Source organism: Aquimarina sp. ERC-38 (genome assembly GCF_026222555.1).
In the GTDB taxonomy this organism is placed as follows: domain Bacteria; phylum Bacteroidota; class Bacteroidia; order Flavobacteriales; family Flavobacteriaceae; genus Aquimarina.
In genome coordinates, this window is record NZ_CP098511.1 from 3,367,333 (window position 1) to 3,381,820 (window position 14,488).

Sequence of the window (14,488 nt, forward strand, 5' to 3'; positions counted from 1 at the left end):
ACTAAGATTCTTCCATAGTATGATATACGTTTTGTACATCATCATCTTCTTCAATCTTTTCTAATAATTTTTCTACATCTGCAACTTCTTCAGCGCTTAATTTTTTTGTAACCTGAGGAATTCTTTCAAATCCTGAAGATAGAATTTCGATACTTCGATTTTCCAGTTCTTTTTGAATGGTTCCAAAACTTTCAAAAGGTGCATAAATCAAAATACCATCATCATCCAGAAAAACTTCTTCCACACCAAAATCAATAAATTCCAGTTCCAGTTCTTCAGCATCCAGACCTTCGGCATTAATACGAAAGTTACAGGTATGATCAAACATAAATTCAACAGAACCGGAAGTACCCAAATTTCCATCGCATTTATTGAAATAAGAACGTATATTGGCAACCGTACGATTGTTATTATCCGTAGCGGTTTCTACCAAAATGGCAATCCCGTGAGGAGCGTAACCTTCAAATAAGACTTCTTTATAATCACCCTGACTTTTATCTGACGCCCGTTTGATAGCCCTTTCGATATTATCTTTAGGCATATTAACGGACTTGGCATTTTGAATAACCGCCCGTAACCTTGAATTAGAATCGGGGTCAGGTCCCCCTTCTTTTACCGCCATTACGATATCCTTACCAATCCTGGTAAAGGCTTTGGCCATCGCAGACCATCGCTTCATTTTTCTTGCTTTTCTAAATTCAAAAGCTCTTCCCATTTGCTAAATTTTTGTCCGTATGGTTACAAACTTAAGTAGAAAGTGAATCATTCACAACTAAAATTTTTGGTACAGTGATAGTAATCAATTATACCGTATCAACGATGGTATTAATAGTATGAGCCAATTTAAAATCTTTTTCTGTTACCCCTCCTGCATCATGAGTGGAGAGACTAATGTCCAATTTATTGTACACATTTGCCCAATCCGGGTGGTGATTTTGTAGTTCAGCTTCAAAAGCAATCCGGGTCATCACGGAGAAAGCATCTTTAAAATCTTCAAACTCAAAACTGGTTTGAATACTATTATGATGATATTCCCAACCTTCCAGATCGTTCAATCTTGCATTAATTTCGGTTTCCGTCATTCTTTTTTATGAATTTTGGTTTTTCTTTTTTTAAGGCACTAGGCACTAGGCAAAAGGCACTAGGCAAAAGTTATTCGGTTATTTAGTTATTCGGTTATTTAGTTATTGTGTTTTTCAGTTACTCAATTATTTATAAGATATAGCTTAGCACTTCATACTTAATACTCAATACCTAATACTTTATGTACATCCCTGCTATAGGTTGACCACTTTTAAATAAAGTGATTAATATATGAGAGCAAATTTAAAGAGTATTCAGAAGAGAAGAAAATATTCTGAGGATTTTAAAAAACAATTGGTCAGTGACTTTGAATCGGGTAAGTTCAGTGTCCCACAATTGGAGCGGATACATAAGATATCCCGCTCAAATATCTACAAATGGATTTATAAATATTCTACCTTTAACGAGCATGGATCAAGAGTTGTAGAGATGAAACACAGTAGTTCGGAGAAGTTAAAAGAATTAGAGAAAAAGGTTAAAGAGTTGGAAGCTGCCCTGGGGCGTAAACAAATCAAGATTGACTATCTGGAGAAGGTGGTGGAGATAGCCAAAGATGAACTTAACATCGATATTAAAAAAAACTTCAACACCCCACAATTAGGTGGTTCCAAAAGCATCAGCAAGTAATGGGTTATTCATTAAATAAGCTATATAACGTTGTAGGTATTAGCAAACAAGCCGTACACCAATACGCTAAGCGCCAAGAAGTCTTTGATCGGAAGATTGAGGGCTTAGTAGTAGAGGTAGATGAGTTGCGCAAAGACTTTCCGGGTTGTGGGGTAGAAAAGATGTACGATATACTACAACCTAATTTTATTGGTAGGGACAGGTTTGTAGAAACTATGATGTTATTGGGCTATAGGCTCAAGATCAAGAAGAACTATAAAAGGACGACTATTGCCGCTAAGGTGTATTACCCTAATTTAATTAAAGGGATGGAAGTAGCTGCACCGTCAGTAATTTGGCAAAGTGATATTACTTACATTCTTATTTGTGGGAAGCATTATTATGCAGTCTTTATCATTGACGTTTATACAAAGAAAATTGTAGGTTACTGCCTATCGGACCATATGCGTGCTACGGCTAACCTAAAAGCTTTACAAATGGCACTAAAGGACCATAAACCACCAAAGGTACATCACTCCGATAGGGGCGGTCAATATATCTACAAAGCCTATATCAAGCTTTTAGAACAACATGACTGTAGGATCAGTATGGCACAATCTGCCCAAGATAACGCTTATGCAGAACGTATCAACAGGACTATCAAAAGGGATTATCTTGACTACTGGGAGATTAAAACCTTTGATCAACTAAAGAAAAGAATGAAGCAAGCTGTCAACCATTACAACCATGTAAGGACACATAACAACATCGATAAGAAAACGCCAGTCCAGTTTGAAGAAAACTTTCCTTCAATAAACAAAGATCAAAGGAAAACAATAACTATTTTTAACAATGAAATATAAACCTAAAAGCGGTCAACACTATTTAGGGATGTACATTACACCTAATGTTATACACTCAACACTTTGTACTTAATACTTTACACCTAATGTTATACACTCAACACTTCTTACCTGATACTTCATACTCAATACTCAATACTTCTTACTTAATACTTTACACTTAATACTTAGTACTTCATACTCAATACTCAATACTCAATACTAACCACTCAATACTTTTCACTCAACAACTTCTACAAACCCAACTCTTCCCTCAAAACTTCATCCAAATTTGAATTTTTACCCCAATAAGCAGAACGAATTTGTTTTTTTAAAGTAGCTTTAGATGTCATTTCCTTTCCACGACTAATATAGGTTTCTTCCCAGCTAGTAATAGTATATGGAGAAGTATTGGTAAAAGTAATTTGTAGTTTCCTTTGAAGTTTAGGGTACTGAATGGTATACACATTAGTACTATCTTGTTTTTGTAAGCTTAATTCCGCTGGATGTGATTTTAAAGCAATATGTTTCATATTAGCATAAGCCAATCCCGGGATTACCGAATGAGAACCTATAGGTAGGCTTGTCGGATCAATTCTAATTTGTAACCAAAGTTCATTTTCTAAAATGGCTTTATCTAGAGTAAAGTCTTGATCTTCTTCTCCTTCAAAATAGGAATGGGTAGTAATTTCGAATTTGGATCTATTATTTAATTGTGCATACATCTGACCGCACCATTCTTGCATCGAACTTACCGTTTTTAACGCATGTTGGTGGTTACCAGTAGGATAAAAAGTACTTTCCATAATACTATACGGATAAATACCTGTATTAAAATTTCGGGTCATATTTAATTTTAAAACTGGTATATTTGTAGGATTCTGACGATTGGCCTTCACCTGTTCCTCAGGTAAAAATTCCTCTGTAACATAAATAAGTACTGCGTTACCTTCCCGCATTTCTCCATATCGGGCTTGCTGCAAATCATAAGAGGTAATTTCAGCCGTACCGTTATACCAGTATTTTTTAAAAGCCTCGGATAAGGGTTTCGGATTATTTTCTACGGTTTCTTCCTGACTACTTCCGGATACTAGAGAAGCAGTTTGTTCCGCATTGGACTTTCCACTCTTACCACAAGTATAAAATAAAATACTACTTAACAACAAAATATGTAAATACTTTCTATTCATTTTGATTTTTTTTAATCTCTGATGCATCTTAATAAAAAAGCGTCAATTCAAGTGTTTTTTCGTAATGAAATAAAGAAAAAATAGTCTGTCCTTAACTTAATAAAGGATTTCAAGCCCTTCAATTCGATTCAGAATTACATAGCTTTTTTGAATAATTTCAAATTACAACAAAGCCCTTATTTAACCATATCTATTAACGTTTTATAAAGAAGTTGTACGGGTAACCCCATCACATTGTAAAAATTACCTTCAATCTTGGTAATGGCTATCAATCCCAGCCATTCCTGTATTCCATAAGCGCCTGCTTTATCCAGAGGTTGGTAGTTAGTAATATAATAGTCTATTTCCTTTTCCGACAATTCCTTAAAAAACACCTTAGTTACCTGATTGATAAGTTTTTCTCTCTTTCCTACCCGGATGCATACGGATGATACTACTTCATGTGCATTTCCTGAAAAAGACCGAAGCATGTTTTTAGCTTCGTCCATATCTTTTGGTTTACCTACGGCATTATCCTGATGCCAGACAATAGTATCACTGGTGATTAAAATCTCATTTTTTTGTAAGTTATCAAAAGCATCCGCTTTTAAAAGAGCTAAGAAATCCGTAATTTCTTCTTTCTTTAAATGTTCAGGATATATTTCTTCTACATTGGGAACCGCTACTTTAAAACTAAGGTTAAGATCTTTAAAAAACTGTTGACGTCTGGGAGAACCGGAAGCTAAAATGATTTGATATTCTTGTAATAATTCGGTGAGCATAGGTTATATAATAATATAAGGATAGGTTACAAAAGAAAGGGCAATCAGTAAAAATACGAGCTTAAGTAATAGAATACTTCGAGAAATCGCTTTACTATGAGTCTTATTGAACAATGTAATTGCTGCGATTAATAAAGGAGCAATCCATAATAGTAATGTGACCGCTACCACTTTGGTTTTAGAAAAGAAATAGGTGTATAGGTAGTAAAAAATCAATCCCATAGGAATAAATAATAAAATTCCACATAACCGGGTTGCTTTGGTAATACCAAATTTTGTAGCTACGGTAGTGATTCCACTTTTAAGATCAGACTCCGCATGTTGGCAATCTGAAATTAATTCGTAGATAAGCGTAAGTATAAATAACAACACTGCATAATCGGATAAAATAGAAAAAATGGTTTGTTGCGAAGTTTGATTCTGCATCGTAATGGCAGGAAGCAAATCAAAAATCCCTGGTACTAGAACAACCATGGCAACAAAAAAAGCAATGACTACATTTTTGATAAGAAATAATTCTTTAAGATAGGTAGCATGAAGGTAGCATAGTGCAGAGATGATTATAAAAATAGTAACAAAAATAGGCCGTGCTATCACATTTGATAAATAGAAACCAATTCCTACACCTGTTATGGTAGCCAGTAAGAAGAAGTTAAATAAAATATTTTCTTTTTTATCAGTAATTTGTTTTTGATATCGATTACTGTACAACCAAATGATGATTTGCCCGGCCACTGTGGTACAGAAAGTAGCAAAAACTAATAGTGCTACCCCAAAATCATTAAGAGCAACATCAATTTGTAACGGACGTAAAAAACCGTACGCTACACATAATTGAAGCAATATTACCCAAACGAGTATGTCAATTTTAAGGGAAGCTAACAAGTTTTTCATAGGCATAAAGATTATTGGTGGTGGTATGGTTCGTTCTTTAAAATAGTAAAACCACGATATAATTGTTCGGTAAAAAATAAGCGAATCATCTGATGAGAAAAAGTCATTTTAGACAAGGCCATTTTACCTTGCGCTCGTTGATACACCGCTTCATCAAAACCATAGGGACCACCAATTATAAAAACAAGAGTTTTAATACCGGTATTCATCCATTTTTGCAATTGTGTTGAGAATTGAACAGAAGTAAATTCTTTTCCGTTTTCGTCCAAAACTACTACATAGTCCGTAGACGTGATTTTACTTAGAAGTAATATACCTTCTTTCTTTTTCTGCTGTAGTTCCGTTAGGTTTTTAGCATTTTTAATGTCCGGAAGTAATTCCGTTTTAAAATTTACGTAGTGTTGTAGACGCTTGTGGTAGTCATTAGTAAGCTGTTGTAGCGTGGATTTATCCGTTTTACCAATAGCTAAAAGTTTGATTTTCATAGGTTATTCCGGATAACTATTTTAAATTCATGTTGGTTTTAATGTAACGTCAGAAATTTCTACGCTTTTTGCTACTTTTACAAAAATAACTTTTACATATGATTACCAAAACGCAATTTGATAAAGAAATTGAGATTATCATAAAAAATGCCATACGAGAAGATGTGGGAGAAGGTGATCATAGTTCTTTAGCCTGCATTCCCAAAGATGCCGAAGGTAAAGCCCAATTGCTGGTTAAAGATGAAGGGGTTATTGCAGGAATCTCTTTTGCTAAAAAAGTTTTTAAATACGTCGATAAAGACATTATTTTTAAACAACAGATTGATGATGGAGATGCCATTACTAAAGGTCATATCGCCTTTACTGTTGAAGGGTCTTCTCAAAGTATTTTAAAAGCCGAACGCCTGGTATTAAATGCGATGCAACGTATGAGTGCGATCGCTACTAAAACCCATCATTTTGTACAATTGTTAGAAGGTACGGATACTAAAATCTTAGATACTCGCAAAACAACCCCGGGAATCAGGGCTTTAGAAAAATGGGCGGTACGAATAGGGGGAGGCGAAAATCACAGGTTTGCTCTATACGATATGATTATGTTAAAAGACAATCATATAGATTTTGCCGGAGGTATTCGAGAAGCAATTGAGAAAACCAAACAGTACCTAAAGGATAAAGAGTTGAAATTGAAAATTATCGTAGAAGCTCGTGACTTGAATGAAATTGAACAAATTCTGGAAGCTGGAGGGGTGTATCGTATTTTGATTGACAATTTTAATATTGCAGATACCAAAAAAGCAGTGAAGCTTATTGGCAATCAGTGCTTGACCGAATCCAGTGGCGGAATCAACGAAAAAACTATTAGAAAATATGCCGAATGCGGAGTAAATTATATTAGTAGTGGGGCATTAACTCATTCCGTTTACAATCTGGATTTAAGTTTAAAGGCATTTTAAAATGTCTAAAGAAGTAGAAGAACAGTTAGAAAAGATTCCCATAATTAGTACTTTGGTACGGTTCGGAAAAAAAATTGTTCTTCCGGGTTTTGAAGGCCTTTCTTTATATGACCTAATCGAGATCTATACTATCGGCATAATTAGAGGTACGTTTACAGCCCGGGCTGGTTCTATTTCCTGGAGTTTTTTCTTGTCCCTATTCCCTTTTTTACTTTTTCTATTAAACCTAATTCCTTATGTTCCTATAGAGTCTTTTCATTCGGAATTTTATCAATTTATAAATGGTATTTTGCCACGGCAGTCGGCTGCCTTTTTTCAGAATATTTATAATGATATCTACTTAAACCCCAGGGGAGGTTTATTATCTACCGTATTTATATTATCTATATTTCTAATGGCCAACGGGATTAATGCGGTATTCTCAGGGTTTGAATATTCTTACCATGTTACCCTGAACCGAAGTGTAATCAGGCAATATTTTATGGCGCTTGGAGTCTCGATTATTGTGGCATTGTTGTTGCTTATTACAGTAATAATTACTTTATACTTTTCGTATTTAATTGAAAACCTGAATAGTAGAGGCATGGTGCGGGATAATATATTTTGGTTACAACTAGGTAAATATAGTATTGTGGTATTAATGATTTTTTTAATTGTTGCCATTCTCTTTTATTTCGGAACGAGAGAAGGAAAAACTCATCGGTTTTTTTCCATAGGAGCAGTAATGACCACCTTATTAATTATAGTAACTACCTATTTATTCGGAATTTATATTGATAATTTTTCGAATTATAATAAATTGTATGGTTCGATCGGAGCCATGTTAATCCTGATGTTATACATTTGGTTAAATGCCATTTTATTACTTCTCGGATTTGAATTAAATGCTTCCTTGACTAAATTAAGGGGGGCTTATAAATTAAACAGTGAAATATCTAACTTATGAAAAAATTAAACTTTTTACTTACACTAGCGTTCATCATTGTGGTTCAATTGAGCGCTCAAACTAAAGTCGGAGACGCAACCTTACCTAACGAAGTTACTTTTAACCAGGAAAAACTGGTACTAAATGGTGCGGGTATTAGAGAAAAATTCTTTTTTGATATCTATGCCGGAGGTTTATATCTTAAAACCAAAACTACAGATGCGGAGAGTATCGCTAACGCCGATGAAACCATGGCGGTAAAATTAGATATTTTATCGGGTATGATGTCCAGGAGTAAAATGGAAGGAGCTTTAAGAGAAGGATTTGAAAAGGCAACTAATAATAATACAGCATCATTAGCTACCCGAATTGATAAATTCATCAATTTAATGCAGGAAGAAATTGAAGTAGGACAGGTGTATGATATTGTATATGAGAAAGGAAAAGGAAGCGTACTATACAAAAATGGGGTTGAAAAAGGTTTTGTCGAAGGCTTAGATTTTAAAACGGCTTTATTTAATATTTGGTTAGGTAAGAAACCAGCAGATAAGGATTTAAAATCGGAAATGTTAGGTAAATAATCGCTGTATTGTTACAAATAAAGGTTTAAATACAGTAATTTGTTTATTTTTTAAGTTTTTTGTCACGATTTTTAAGATAGAACCGGTATCTTAGCTCAATTATATTTTAAAGATTTAAGCTGCCCTAAAATGAAAAAATTCAGTTGTTTTTTGACGGTTCTGCTTTTTACACTATCTGGATTCTCACAAGTTCGAGTAGGAAAAGCCATTTTTCCTTATGAAACTCAATATCAGGACAGTATTGAGCTTAAATTGAATGGTGGCGGTATTCGGGAGATATTATGGGTAGATTTATACTCCGGTGGTTTATATCTTCCCAAACCTATGAAAGATCCGCTTAAAATTCTGGACCTAAACGAAACAATGGCAATCCATTTAAACATCGTATCAAAGTTTGTCACACAAGAAAGAATGATTAAAGCCGTTAGGGAAGGATTTGAAAAAGCCACTTTCGGAAATACAAAAGCCTTAGATAAACGGATTACCCGATTTATTAATTTTTTTTCCGAACCTATTGTAAAGCGAGATGTTTTTGAACTGGTCTATATCAAGAATAAAGGAGTACATGCTTATAAAAATAAAAAATTCTTAGGTTTAATTGAAGGAAGGGATTTTAAATATGCCTTATTTAAAATTTGGCTGGGTGATGAACCAGCAAGCGAAGCTTTAAAATTGGGAATGCTAGGACTGGAATAATAATTCGGTTAATAATTTTATAAAGCTGTTTGGTTACTGATCAAATGGCTTTTTTGTTTCATTAATAATTTTTACATTTAAAGAAAAAGATTTAGAATGAAAAGCAATTGGGGAGTATTAATTTTTTGCGCTTTATTTACAACATATAGTAATGCGCAATCTACGGTCATTGGAGAATGGAAAACCATAGATGACGAAACCGGAGAGGCTAAATCTATTATAGAGGTTTATCAGGATGGAGATAAGTATTATGGTAAAATCGTTGAAATCTTAGTGGGTGGAGAAGAAGCAGCAAATTGTTCTACCTGCGCAGAAGAATTTAAAGGGAAACCGATGAAGGGCGTAGTGATTATGAAAGATTTGGTTAAAGACGGAACAGAATATGAGGAAGGAACTATTACCGATCCTGAAAATGGTAAAACCTATAAATGTAAAATTTGGTTAGATGAGGATAACCCGAATCGACTAAATGTCAGGGGTTATATTTACTTTTTATACCGAACCCAGCAATGGATTAGAGCTTCTTAATTTACCATTATAATCAATCTTTTTATCTTTAATACGACACCATGTCTTATTACATTGATGTAATATTACCAATTCCTTTAGAGAATCAGTTCACTTACGCTATTTCGCAGGCAGAAGCTGCATTTGTTAAACCCGGAATGCGGGTAGCGGTACCTTTTGGTAAAAAAAAATTATATGCCGGTCTTATTGCCTCGGTTCATCAAAACCGTCCGTTGGTTTACGAAGCAAAAGATATCGAACATATTCTTGATGAAGAAGTTTTAGTTACTCAAGCGCAATTACAACTTTGGTCCTGGATAGCTTCTTACTATATGTGTACACTAGGTGAGGTAATGCGGGCAGCATTACCCAGTTCTTTTTTATTAGAAAGTGAAACTTTGATTGTTAAAAGCGAGCATAAAGACATAGACGCCCACGAATTAACTGATCAGGAATATCTGGTTTATGAGGCACTGCAACATCAGAGTATGTTAAAGATTAACGAACTTGTAGAAATCACCGGAAGAAAAAATGTACTGCCGCTCATTAATAGTATGATAGAGAAGGGGGTACTTCATACCAAAGAAGAGATATATGAAGTTTACGTTCCTAAAAAAGTAAAATACCTACAACTTTCTGCTCATTTGGATAATAATGAGGAACTGGAAAAAGCCTTAACTTCTTTAAAAAGGGCAAATCGTCAAAAAGAAGCTTTACTTAATTTATATCAGGCTAAAGCTAAACAAAAAGATATTTTACCGCTACAGAAATTTTTGGCGGAAACCGGTACCACCACCAGTGTTATCAATTCTTTAAAAGAAAAAGGCCTAGTTACCGTATCTGAAGAACAGGAAGATCGGCAGTCGTATAAAGGTGCCACTGAATCACAACCAAATGCTCTTAATGAAGAACAGAAAAAAGCACTGGATGTAGTAAAACAAGAGTTTACTCAGAAAAATGTATGTCTTTTATACGGTGTAACAGCATCCGGTAAGACAGAAGTGTATGTACAGTTAATTAAATCCTATCTGGATCAAGGAAAACAGGTGCTGTACTTACTACCGGAAATCGGACTGACTACACAATTAATACAACGCCTTGAACAATATTTTGGTTCGTACATTACCGTATACCATTCCAGGTTTACCGGAAACGAGCGGGTAGAAGCCTGGAGAAACGTTCAAAACCATAAAAAAAAAGGAAGTTTAATTATTGGTGCCAGGTCATCGATATTTTTACCTTTTAAAAACTTAGGACTAATTATTATCGATGAAGAGCATGAACATTCTTTTAAACAATTTGACCCGGCGCCTCGCTACCATGCCCGGGACACGGCTATCGTTCTCGCATCGTTCTTCCAGGCAAAAGTAGTCTTAGGATCGGCAACTCCTGCGGTAGAAACTTTTTACAACGTACAACAGAATAAGTACGGCCTAGCTTCCTTAACCCGTCGTTATCAAAACGTACAAATGCCTGAAATCCAAATTGTGGATTTAAAGGAAAAGTACAAGAAGAAGTTAATGAAAGATCATTTCAGTGATATCTTATTGACTCATGTACAGGAAGCGTTGGCAAATAAGGAGCAGGTCATTCTTTTTCAAAATCGAAGGGGATTTGCACCGGTAGTCGAATGTACTACCTGTGGTCATGTACCGCAATGTTCAAACTGTGATGTTTCCCTAACCTATCACCAACAGCGTAACCAGTTGCGATGTCACTATTGCGGGTACCACATGGCAATGCCACATACTTGCCTGGCATGTGGTAGTCCCGATATTTCTACCAAAGGTTTTGGAACTGAACAGATTGAAAAAGAACTTTTACAATTCATACCGGATACAAAAGTAGGAAGAATGGATCAGGATACTACCCGTGGCAAACATGGCTATGAAAAAATAATCAATAAGTTTGAAAATAACGAAATTGATGTACTGGTTGGCACGCAAATGCTAACCAAAGGTTTGGATTTTAGAAATGTGAGTTTAGTGGGTATTATGAACGCTGATAACCTACTAAACTATCCTGACTTTAGGGCACATGAACGCAGTTTTCAACTATTACTACAAGTAGCGGGCAGGGCAGGGCGAACCAAGAAACAGGGAAAGGTGTTAGTACAAACCTATAACCCGTACCACCAGATCATTCAGCAGGTTTCTGTAAACAACTATCAAGGTATGTATAAAGACCAGATAGAAGAACGAAAACAATACTTGTATCCTCCTTTTTATAAACTGATTCGGTTTACCGGAAAACACAAGGATTTTTCCAGGGTCAATGAAGCTACGGAATGGTTTGCTAAATCCTTACGTATGTACTTTGGTGAAAACGTATTAGGTCCCGAATTTCCTCCGGTCGCCCGTATTCGAAATCAATATCAAAAGAATATTATCCTAAAAATTTCAGCGGGGCAGTCTTTACAAAAAACAAAAGAAGCAATTGCCAAGATTCTAAAAACCTTTAAAAGTGTTAGAAATTTCAGTGGTGTCAGAATGCTGGTAGACGTAGATCCATATTAGGTGATGGTTGATTGTTAATGGTTGACAGTTTTTGGTTGTTAGTTATCTGTTATTAAGTTATTAGGTTACTGAGTTATTAAGTTGATAACAAATTAAGTACAAATAGAAGGCTGAAGCCGAGGCTGAGGTTCTCGAAGCCCTCGAAGCCGCTGTTTTGGTAAATAGCCAAAAGGACTAGGCAGAAGTTATCAGATTACTGAACTATCTGTTATTAAGTTATTAGGTTATTAAGTTAATACGTAATTGAGTATAAACAGTGGGCTGAGGCTGAAGCTGAGGATAAGGCTAAGTCTCCTGAAGGAGCGAGCTGAGGCTGAGGTTCTCGAAGTCCTCGAAGCCCTCGAAGCCAACAATTAAACAAAAAAAGACCCTAAACTATATGGTATAATTTAGGATCCGGGGGTGTATAAATTTAATCTAAATCTATGAACCGTTTAAAGCTTCAATAAGCGTATGCTTTTTATGTCGGCTTAACGGTATTTTTTCGTCATCAATTTCTATATTTCGGCTATTGTAACGTTCTACTTTATCCAAATTAATTATATATGACTTATGAATTCGTAAAAAACGGTCTTTCGGAAGTTCAGATTCAAAAGACTTCATGGTTGCCAGAACGATAATAGGGTCTCCTTCTTCCATAATCAGTTTAACGTAATCACCAAGGGCTTCTACGTACTTTAACTGACTTAAAAAGATTTTTCTTTTCTTTAAATTACTTTTTACAAAAATATAATCTTCGTCTTCCAGGGCGGCTTGTTCCGTACCTATTCTGGACATACTAATTGCCTTATCAACAGCAGCATTAAAGCGGTCTTTCTTTAAAGGTTTTCTTAAATAATCTACTGCATCATAATCAAAGGCTTTAAAAGCATATTTGGTTTTACCGGTAACAAAAATGATATGAGGTTTGTTTTCCAAATCATCCAGAAGGTCAAATCCGGTTAAAATGGGCATTTCAATATCCAGGAATAATAAATCCACAGGGGTATCGAGTAGTCCGTTTTTAGTTTCAATAGCATTATTCCATTCTGCGACGAGCTCTAAGGAAGGATGTTCATCAATCAATTTGACGATGGCCAGCCTTTGCAAACGAGAATCATCTACTACGGCACATTTAAGTTGTAATTGTTCCACTTGTAAATATTATGTTCTATACAATATTAAGAATTTATTCTTATAACCACAAACATTTTTCGCTTTTTGTCGATAAAAGGAGCGTTTCATCGAAGCGAAAATTATTTGATAATCAGAAAAATAGTGTTACTTTTGCAGCCAAATTAATTTTAATACATATTTATAGTATATGAATCATTATGAAACTGTTTTCATCTTGAATCCCGTTTTATCTGATGACCAGATAAAGGAAACAGTTAAGAAGTATGAAGATATTCTTATTTCTAACGGTGCCAAGATGATCTCCAAAGAAGATTGGGGACTAAAGAAGTTAGCCTACGAGATCCAACACAAGAAAAGTGGCTTTTACCATTTATTTGAATTTACTGCTCCCGGTGAAGCGATTCAACCTTTTGAAATTGAGTTCAGAAGGGATGAAAGAATCATGCGGTACTTAACGGTAAGTCTGGATAAACACGCTATTGAGTGGGCAGAAAAACGTAGAAAAAGAAATAAACAAAAAGCATAGAGTATGTCTTCAATTGAACAACAGGCCAAAGGAAAGAAAGACGGAGAAATCAGGTATTTAACTCCGTTAAACATAGATACGACAAAAACTAAAAAATATTGTCGTTTTAAGAAATCCGGTATTAAATATATCGACTATAAAGATCCTGATTATTTAGGCGCTTTTGTAAATGAGCAGGGTAAATTGTTACCCAGACGATTAACCGGAACTTCGTTAAAATACCAGCGTAAAGTAAGTGTAGCGGTAAAGAGAGCAAGACACCTTGCTTTAATGCCATACGTAGTAGATCTTTACAAATAAAATGACATAATCTTATGGAACTGATATTAAAAAAAGATGTCGAAAATCTAGGATTTGTCGATGATATAGTACAAGTAAAAAACGGATATGGTCGTAATTTTCTGATTCCGCAGGGACACGCTATTATTGCTACGCCTTCTTCCAGAAAAGCTTTAGAAGAAAAGTTAAAACAAAAATCTTTTAAAGAGAAAAAGCAGGTAGATGAAGCTCAAAAGCTTTCTCAAAAGCTTTCCGGATTAGAAATCAAGATCGGAGCAAAAACCGGTTCTGGGGATAAATTATTCGGATCTGTATCTAATTCAGACGTAGCAGATGCGTTTCAAAAAGAAGGAGTGGTTATTGAAAAGAAATTCATTACCGTACCTGGTGGAACCATTAAACGATTAGGACAATACGAAGCTGCAGTTCGATTACATCGTACGGTAGTTGCACAAGTTCCTTTTGAAGTGATTGCAACCAAAGCTTAATCCCTTTTACGGGTATTTAAGCAAATATCTTACAATA

The 14,488-nt window shown here is 35.1% G+C and carries 18 protein-coding genes; 11 read left to right on the forward strand and 7 right to left on the reverse strand.

What is annotated here, in order from left to right:
• Nucleotide 1: 1 nt before the first annotated feature.
• Together NBT05_RS14035 and NBT05_RS14040 are read right to left on the reverse strand one after the other, a co-directional pair.
• Nucleotides 2-715, reverse strand: a complete 714-nt coding sequence (locus NBT05_RS14035; RefSeq protein WP_265770489.1) for a YebC/PmpR family DNA-binding transcriptional regulator — start codon at nt 713-715, stop codon at nt 2-4.
• Nucleotides 716-803: 88 nt separating this feature from the next.
• Entirely contained in the window at nt 804-1,082 is a 279-nt protein-coding gene (locus NBT05_RS14040; RefSeq protein WP_265770490.1) for a 4a-hydroxytetrahydrobiopterin dehydratase, read from the reverse strand.
• Between the two features lie 232 nt (nt 1,083-1,314).
• Here NBT05_RS14040 and NBT05_RS14045 point away from each other — a divergent pair, with 232 nt between their 5' ends.
• Both NBT05_RS14045 and NBT05_RS14050 read left to right on the forward strand, forming a co-directional pair.
• Entirely contained in the window at nt 1,315-1,710 is a 396-nt protein-coding gene (locus NBT05_RS14045) for a transposase (RefSeq protein ID WP_265770345.1), read from the forward strand.
• Complete coding sequence (locus NBT05_RS14050; protein ID WP_265770344.1) at nt 1,710-2,552, forward strand: IS3 family transposase; 843 nt, start codon at nt 1,710-1,712, stop codon at nt 2,550-2,552. The genes NBT05_RS14045 and NBT05_RS14050 overlap by 1 nt, the downstream gene beginning before the upstream one ends.
• A gap of 233 nt (nt 2,553-2,785) precedes the next feature.
• Here the strand turns inward: NBT05_RS14050 and NBT05_RS14055 are convergent, their stop codons facing one another.
• From NBT05_RS14055 to rlmH, 4 genes are all read right to left on the reverse strand, one after another.
• On the reverse strand, nt 2,786-3,721 hold the full coding sequence (locus NBT05_RS14055) for a septum formation inhibitor Maf (protein ID WP_265770491.1): 936 nt from the start codon (nt 3,719-3,721) through the stop codon (nt 2,786-2,788).
• Between the two features lie 176 nt (nt 3,722-3,897).
• Nucleotides 3,898-4,482 carry a Maf family nucleotide pyrophosphatase gene (locus NBT05_RS14060; protein ID WP_265770492.1) on the reverse strand — a complete coding sequence of 195 codons (585 nt, stop codon included), beginning with the start codon at nt 4,480-4,482 and terminating at the stop codon, nt 3,898-3,900.
• A 3-nt stretch (nt 4,483-4,485) separates the two neighbouring features.
• A complete protein-coding gene (locus NBT05_RS14065) occupies nt 4,486-5,376 on the reverse strand; it encodes a UbiA family prenyltransferase (RefSeq protein ID WP_265770493.1) in 891 nt (296 codons plus the stop codon).
• A gap of 11 nt (nt 5,377-5,387) precedes the next feature.
• A complete protein-coding gene (gene rlmH / locus NBT05_RS14070; protein ID WP_265770494.1) occupies nt 5,388-5,861 on the reverse strand; it encodes a 23S rRNA (pseudouridine(1915)-N(3))-methyltransferase RlmH in 474 nt (157 codons plus the stop codon).
• A gap of 98 nt (nt 5,862-5,959) precedes the next feature.
• On the opposite strand from rlmH, the gene nadC reads away from it, so the two are divergent.
• The 6 genes from nadC to priA all read left to right on the forward strand — a co-directional run bounded on the left by nadC (nt 5,960) and on the right by priA (nt 12,042).
• Entirely contained in the window at nt 5,960-6,817 is an 858-nt protein-coding gene (gene nadC / locus NBT05_RS14075; RefSeq protein ID WP_265770495.1) for a carboxylating nicotinate-nucleotide diphosphorylase, read from the forward strand.
• A gap of 1 nt (nt 6,818) precedes the next feature.
• Nucleotides 6,819-7,763: a YihY/virulence factor BrkB family protein gene (locus NBT05_RS14080; protein ID WP_265770496.1), complete on the forward strand. Its 945-nt coding sequence runs from the start codon at nt 6,819-6,821 to the stop codon at nt 7,761-7,763.
• Nucleotides 7,760-8,323 (forward strand): chalcone isomerase family protein, encoded by a 564-nt coding sequence (locus NBT05_RS14085; RefSeq protein ID WP_265770497.1) that lies wholly within the window; start codon nt 7,760-7,762, stop codon nt 8,321-8,323. Before NBT05_RS14080 ends, NBT05_RS14085 begins: the two co-directional genes overlap by 4 nt.
• 129 nt (nt 8,324-8,452) lie before the next feature.
• Nucleotides 8,453-9,019, forward strand: a complete 567-nt coding sequence (locus NBT05_RS14090) for a chalcone isomerase family protein (RefSeq protein WP_265770498.1) — start codon at nt 8,453-8,455, stop codon at nt 9,017-9,019.
• Between the two features lie 96 nt (nt 9,020-9,115).
• Complete coding sequence (locus NBT05_RS14095) at nt 9,116-9,547, forward strand: DUF2147 domain-containing protein (RefSeq protein WP_265770499.1); 432 nt, start codon at nt 9,116-9,118, stop codon at nt 9,545-9,547.
• 41 nt (nt 9,548-9,588) lie between these two features.
• Nucleotides 9,589-12,042 carry a replication restart helicase PriA gene (gene priA / locus NBT05_RS14100; protein ID WP_265770500.1) on the forward strand — a complete coding sequence of 818 codons (2,454 nt, stop codon included), beginning with the start codon at nt 9,589-9,591 and terminating at the stop codon, nt 12,040-12,042.
• 423 nt (nt 12,043-12,465) lie between these two features.
• Here the strand turns inward: priA and NBT05_RS14105 are convergent, their stop codons facing one another.
• Nucleotides 12,466-13,176 carry a LytR/AlgR family response regulator transcription factor gene (locus NBT05_RS14105; RefSeq protein WP_265770501.1) on the reverse strand — a complete coding sequence of 237 codons (711 nt, stop codon included), beginning with the start codon at nt 13,174-13,176 and terminating at the stop codon, nt 12,466-12,468.
• Between the two features lie 169 nt (nt 13,177-13,345).
• Between NBT05_RS14105 and rpsF the strand changes: the two genes are divergently transcribed.
• Genes rpsF through rplI form a run of 3 tightly spaced genes read left to right on the forward strand, consistent with a single transcriptional unit; the run spans nt 13,346 to nt 14,451 of the window.
• A complete protein-coding gene (gene rpsF, locus NBT05_RS14110; protein WP_265770502.1) occupies nt 13,346-13,684 on the forward strand; it encodes a 30S ribosomal protein S6 in 339 nt (112 codons plus the stop codon).
• A gap of 3 nt (nt 13,685-13,687) precedes the next feature.
• Nucleotides 13,688-13,984, forward strand: coding sequence for a 30S ribosomal protein S18 (gene rpsR / locus NBT05_RS14115; RefSeq protein WP_265770503.1), 297 nt, complete (start codon nt 13,688-13,690; stop codon nt 13,982-13,984).
• Nucleotides 13,985-13,998: 14 nt separating this feature from the next.
• Nucleotides 13,999-14,451, forward strand: coding sequence for a 50S ribosomal protein L9 (rplI, locus tag NBT05_RS14120; protein WP_265770504.1), 453 nt, complete (start codon nt 13,999-14,001; stop codon nt 14,449-14,451).
• Nucleotides 14,452-14,488: the final 37 nt, after the last annotated feature.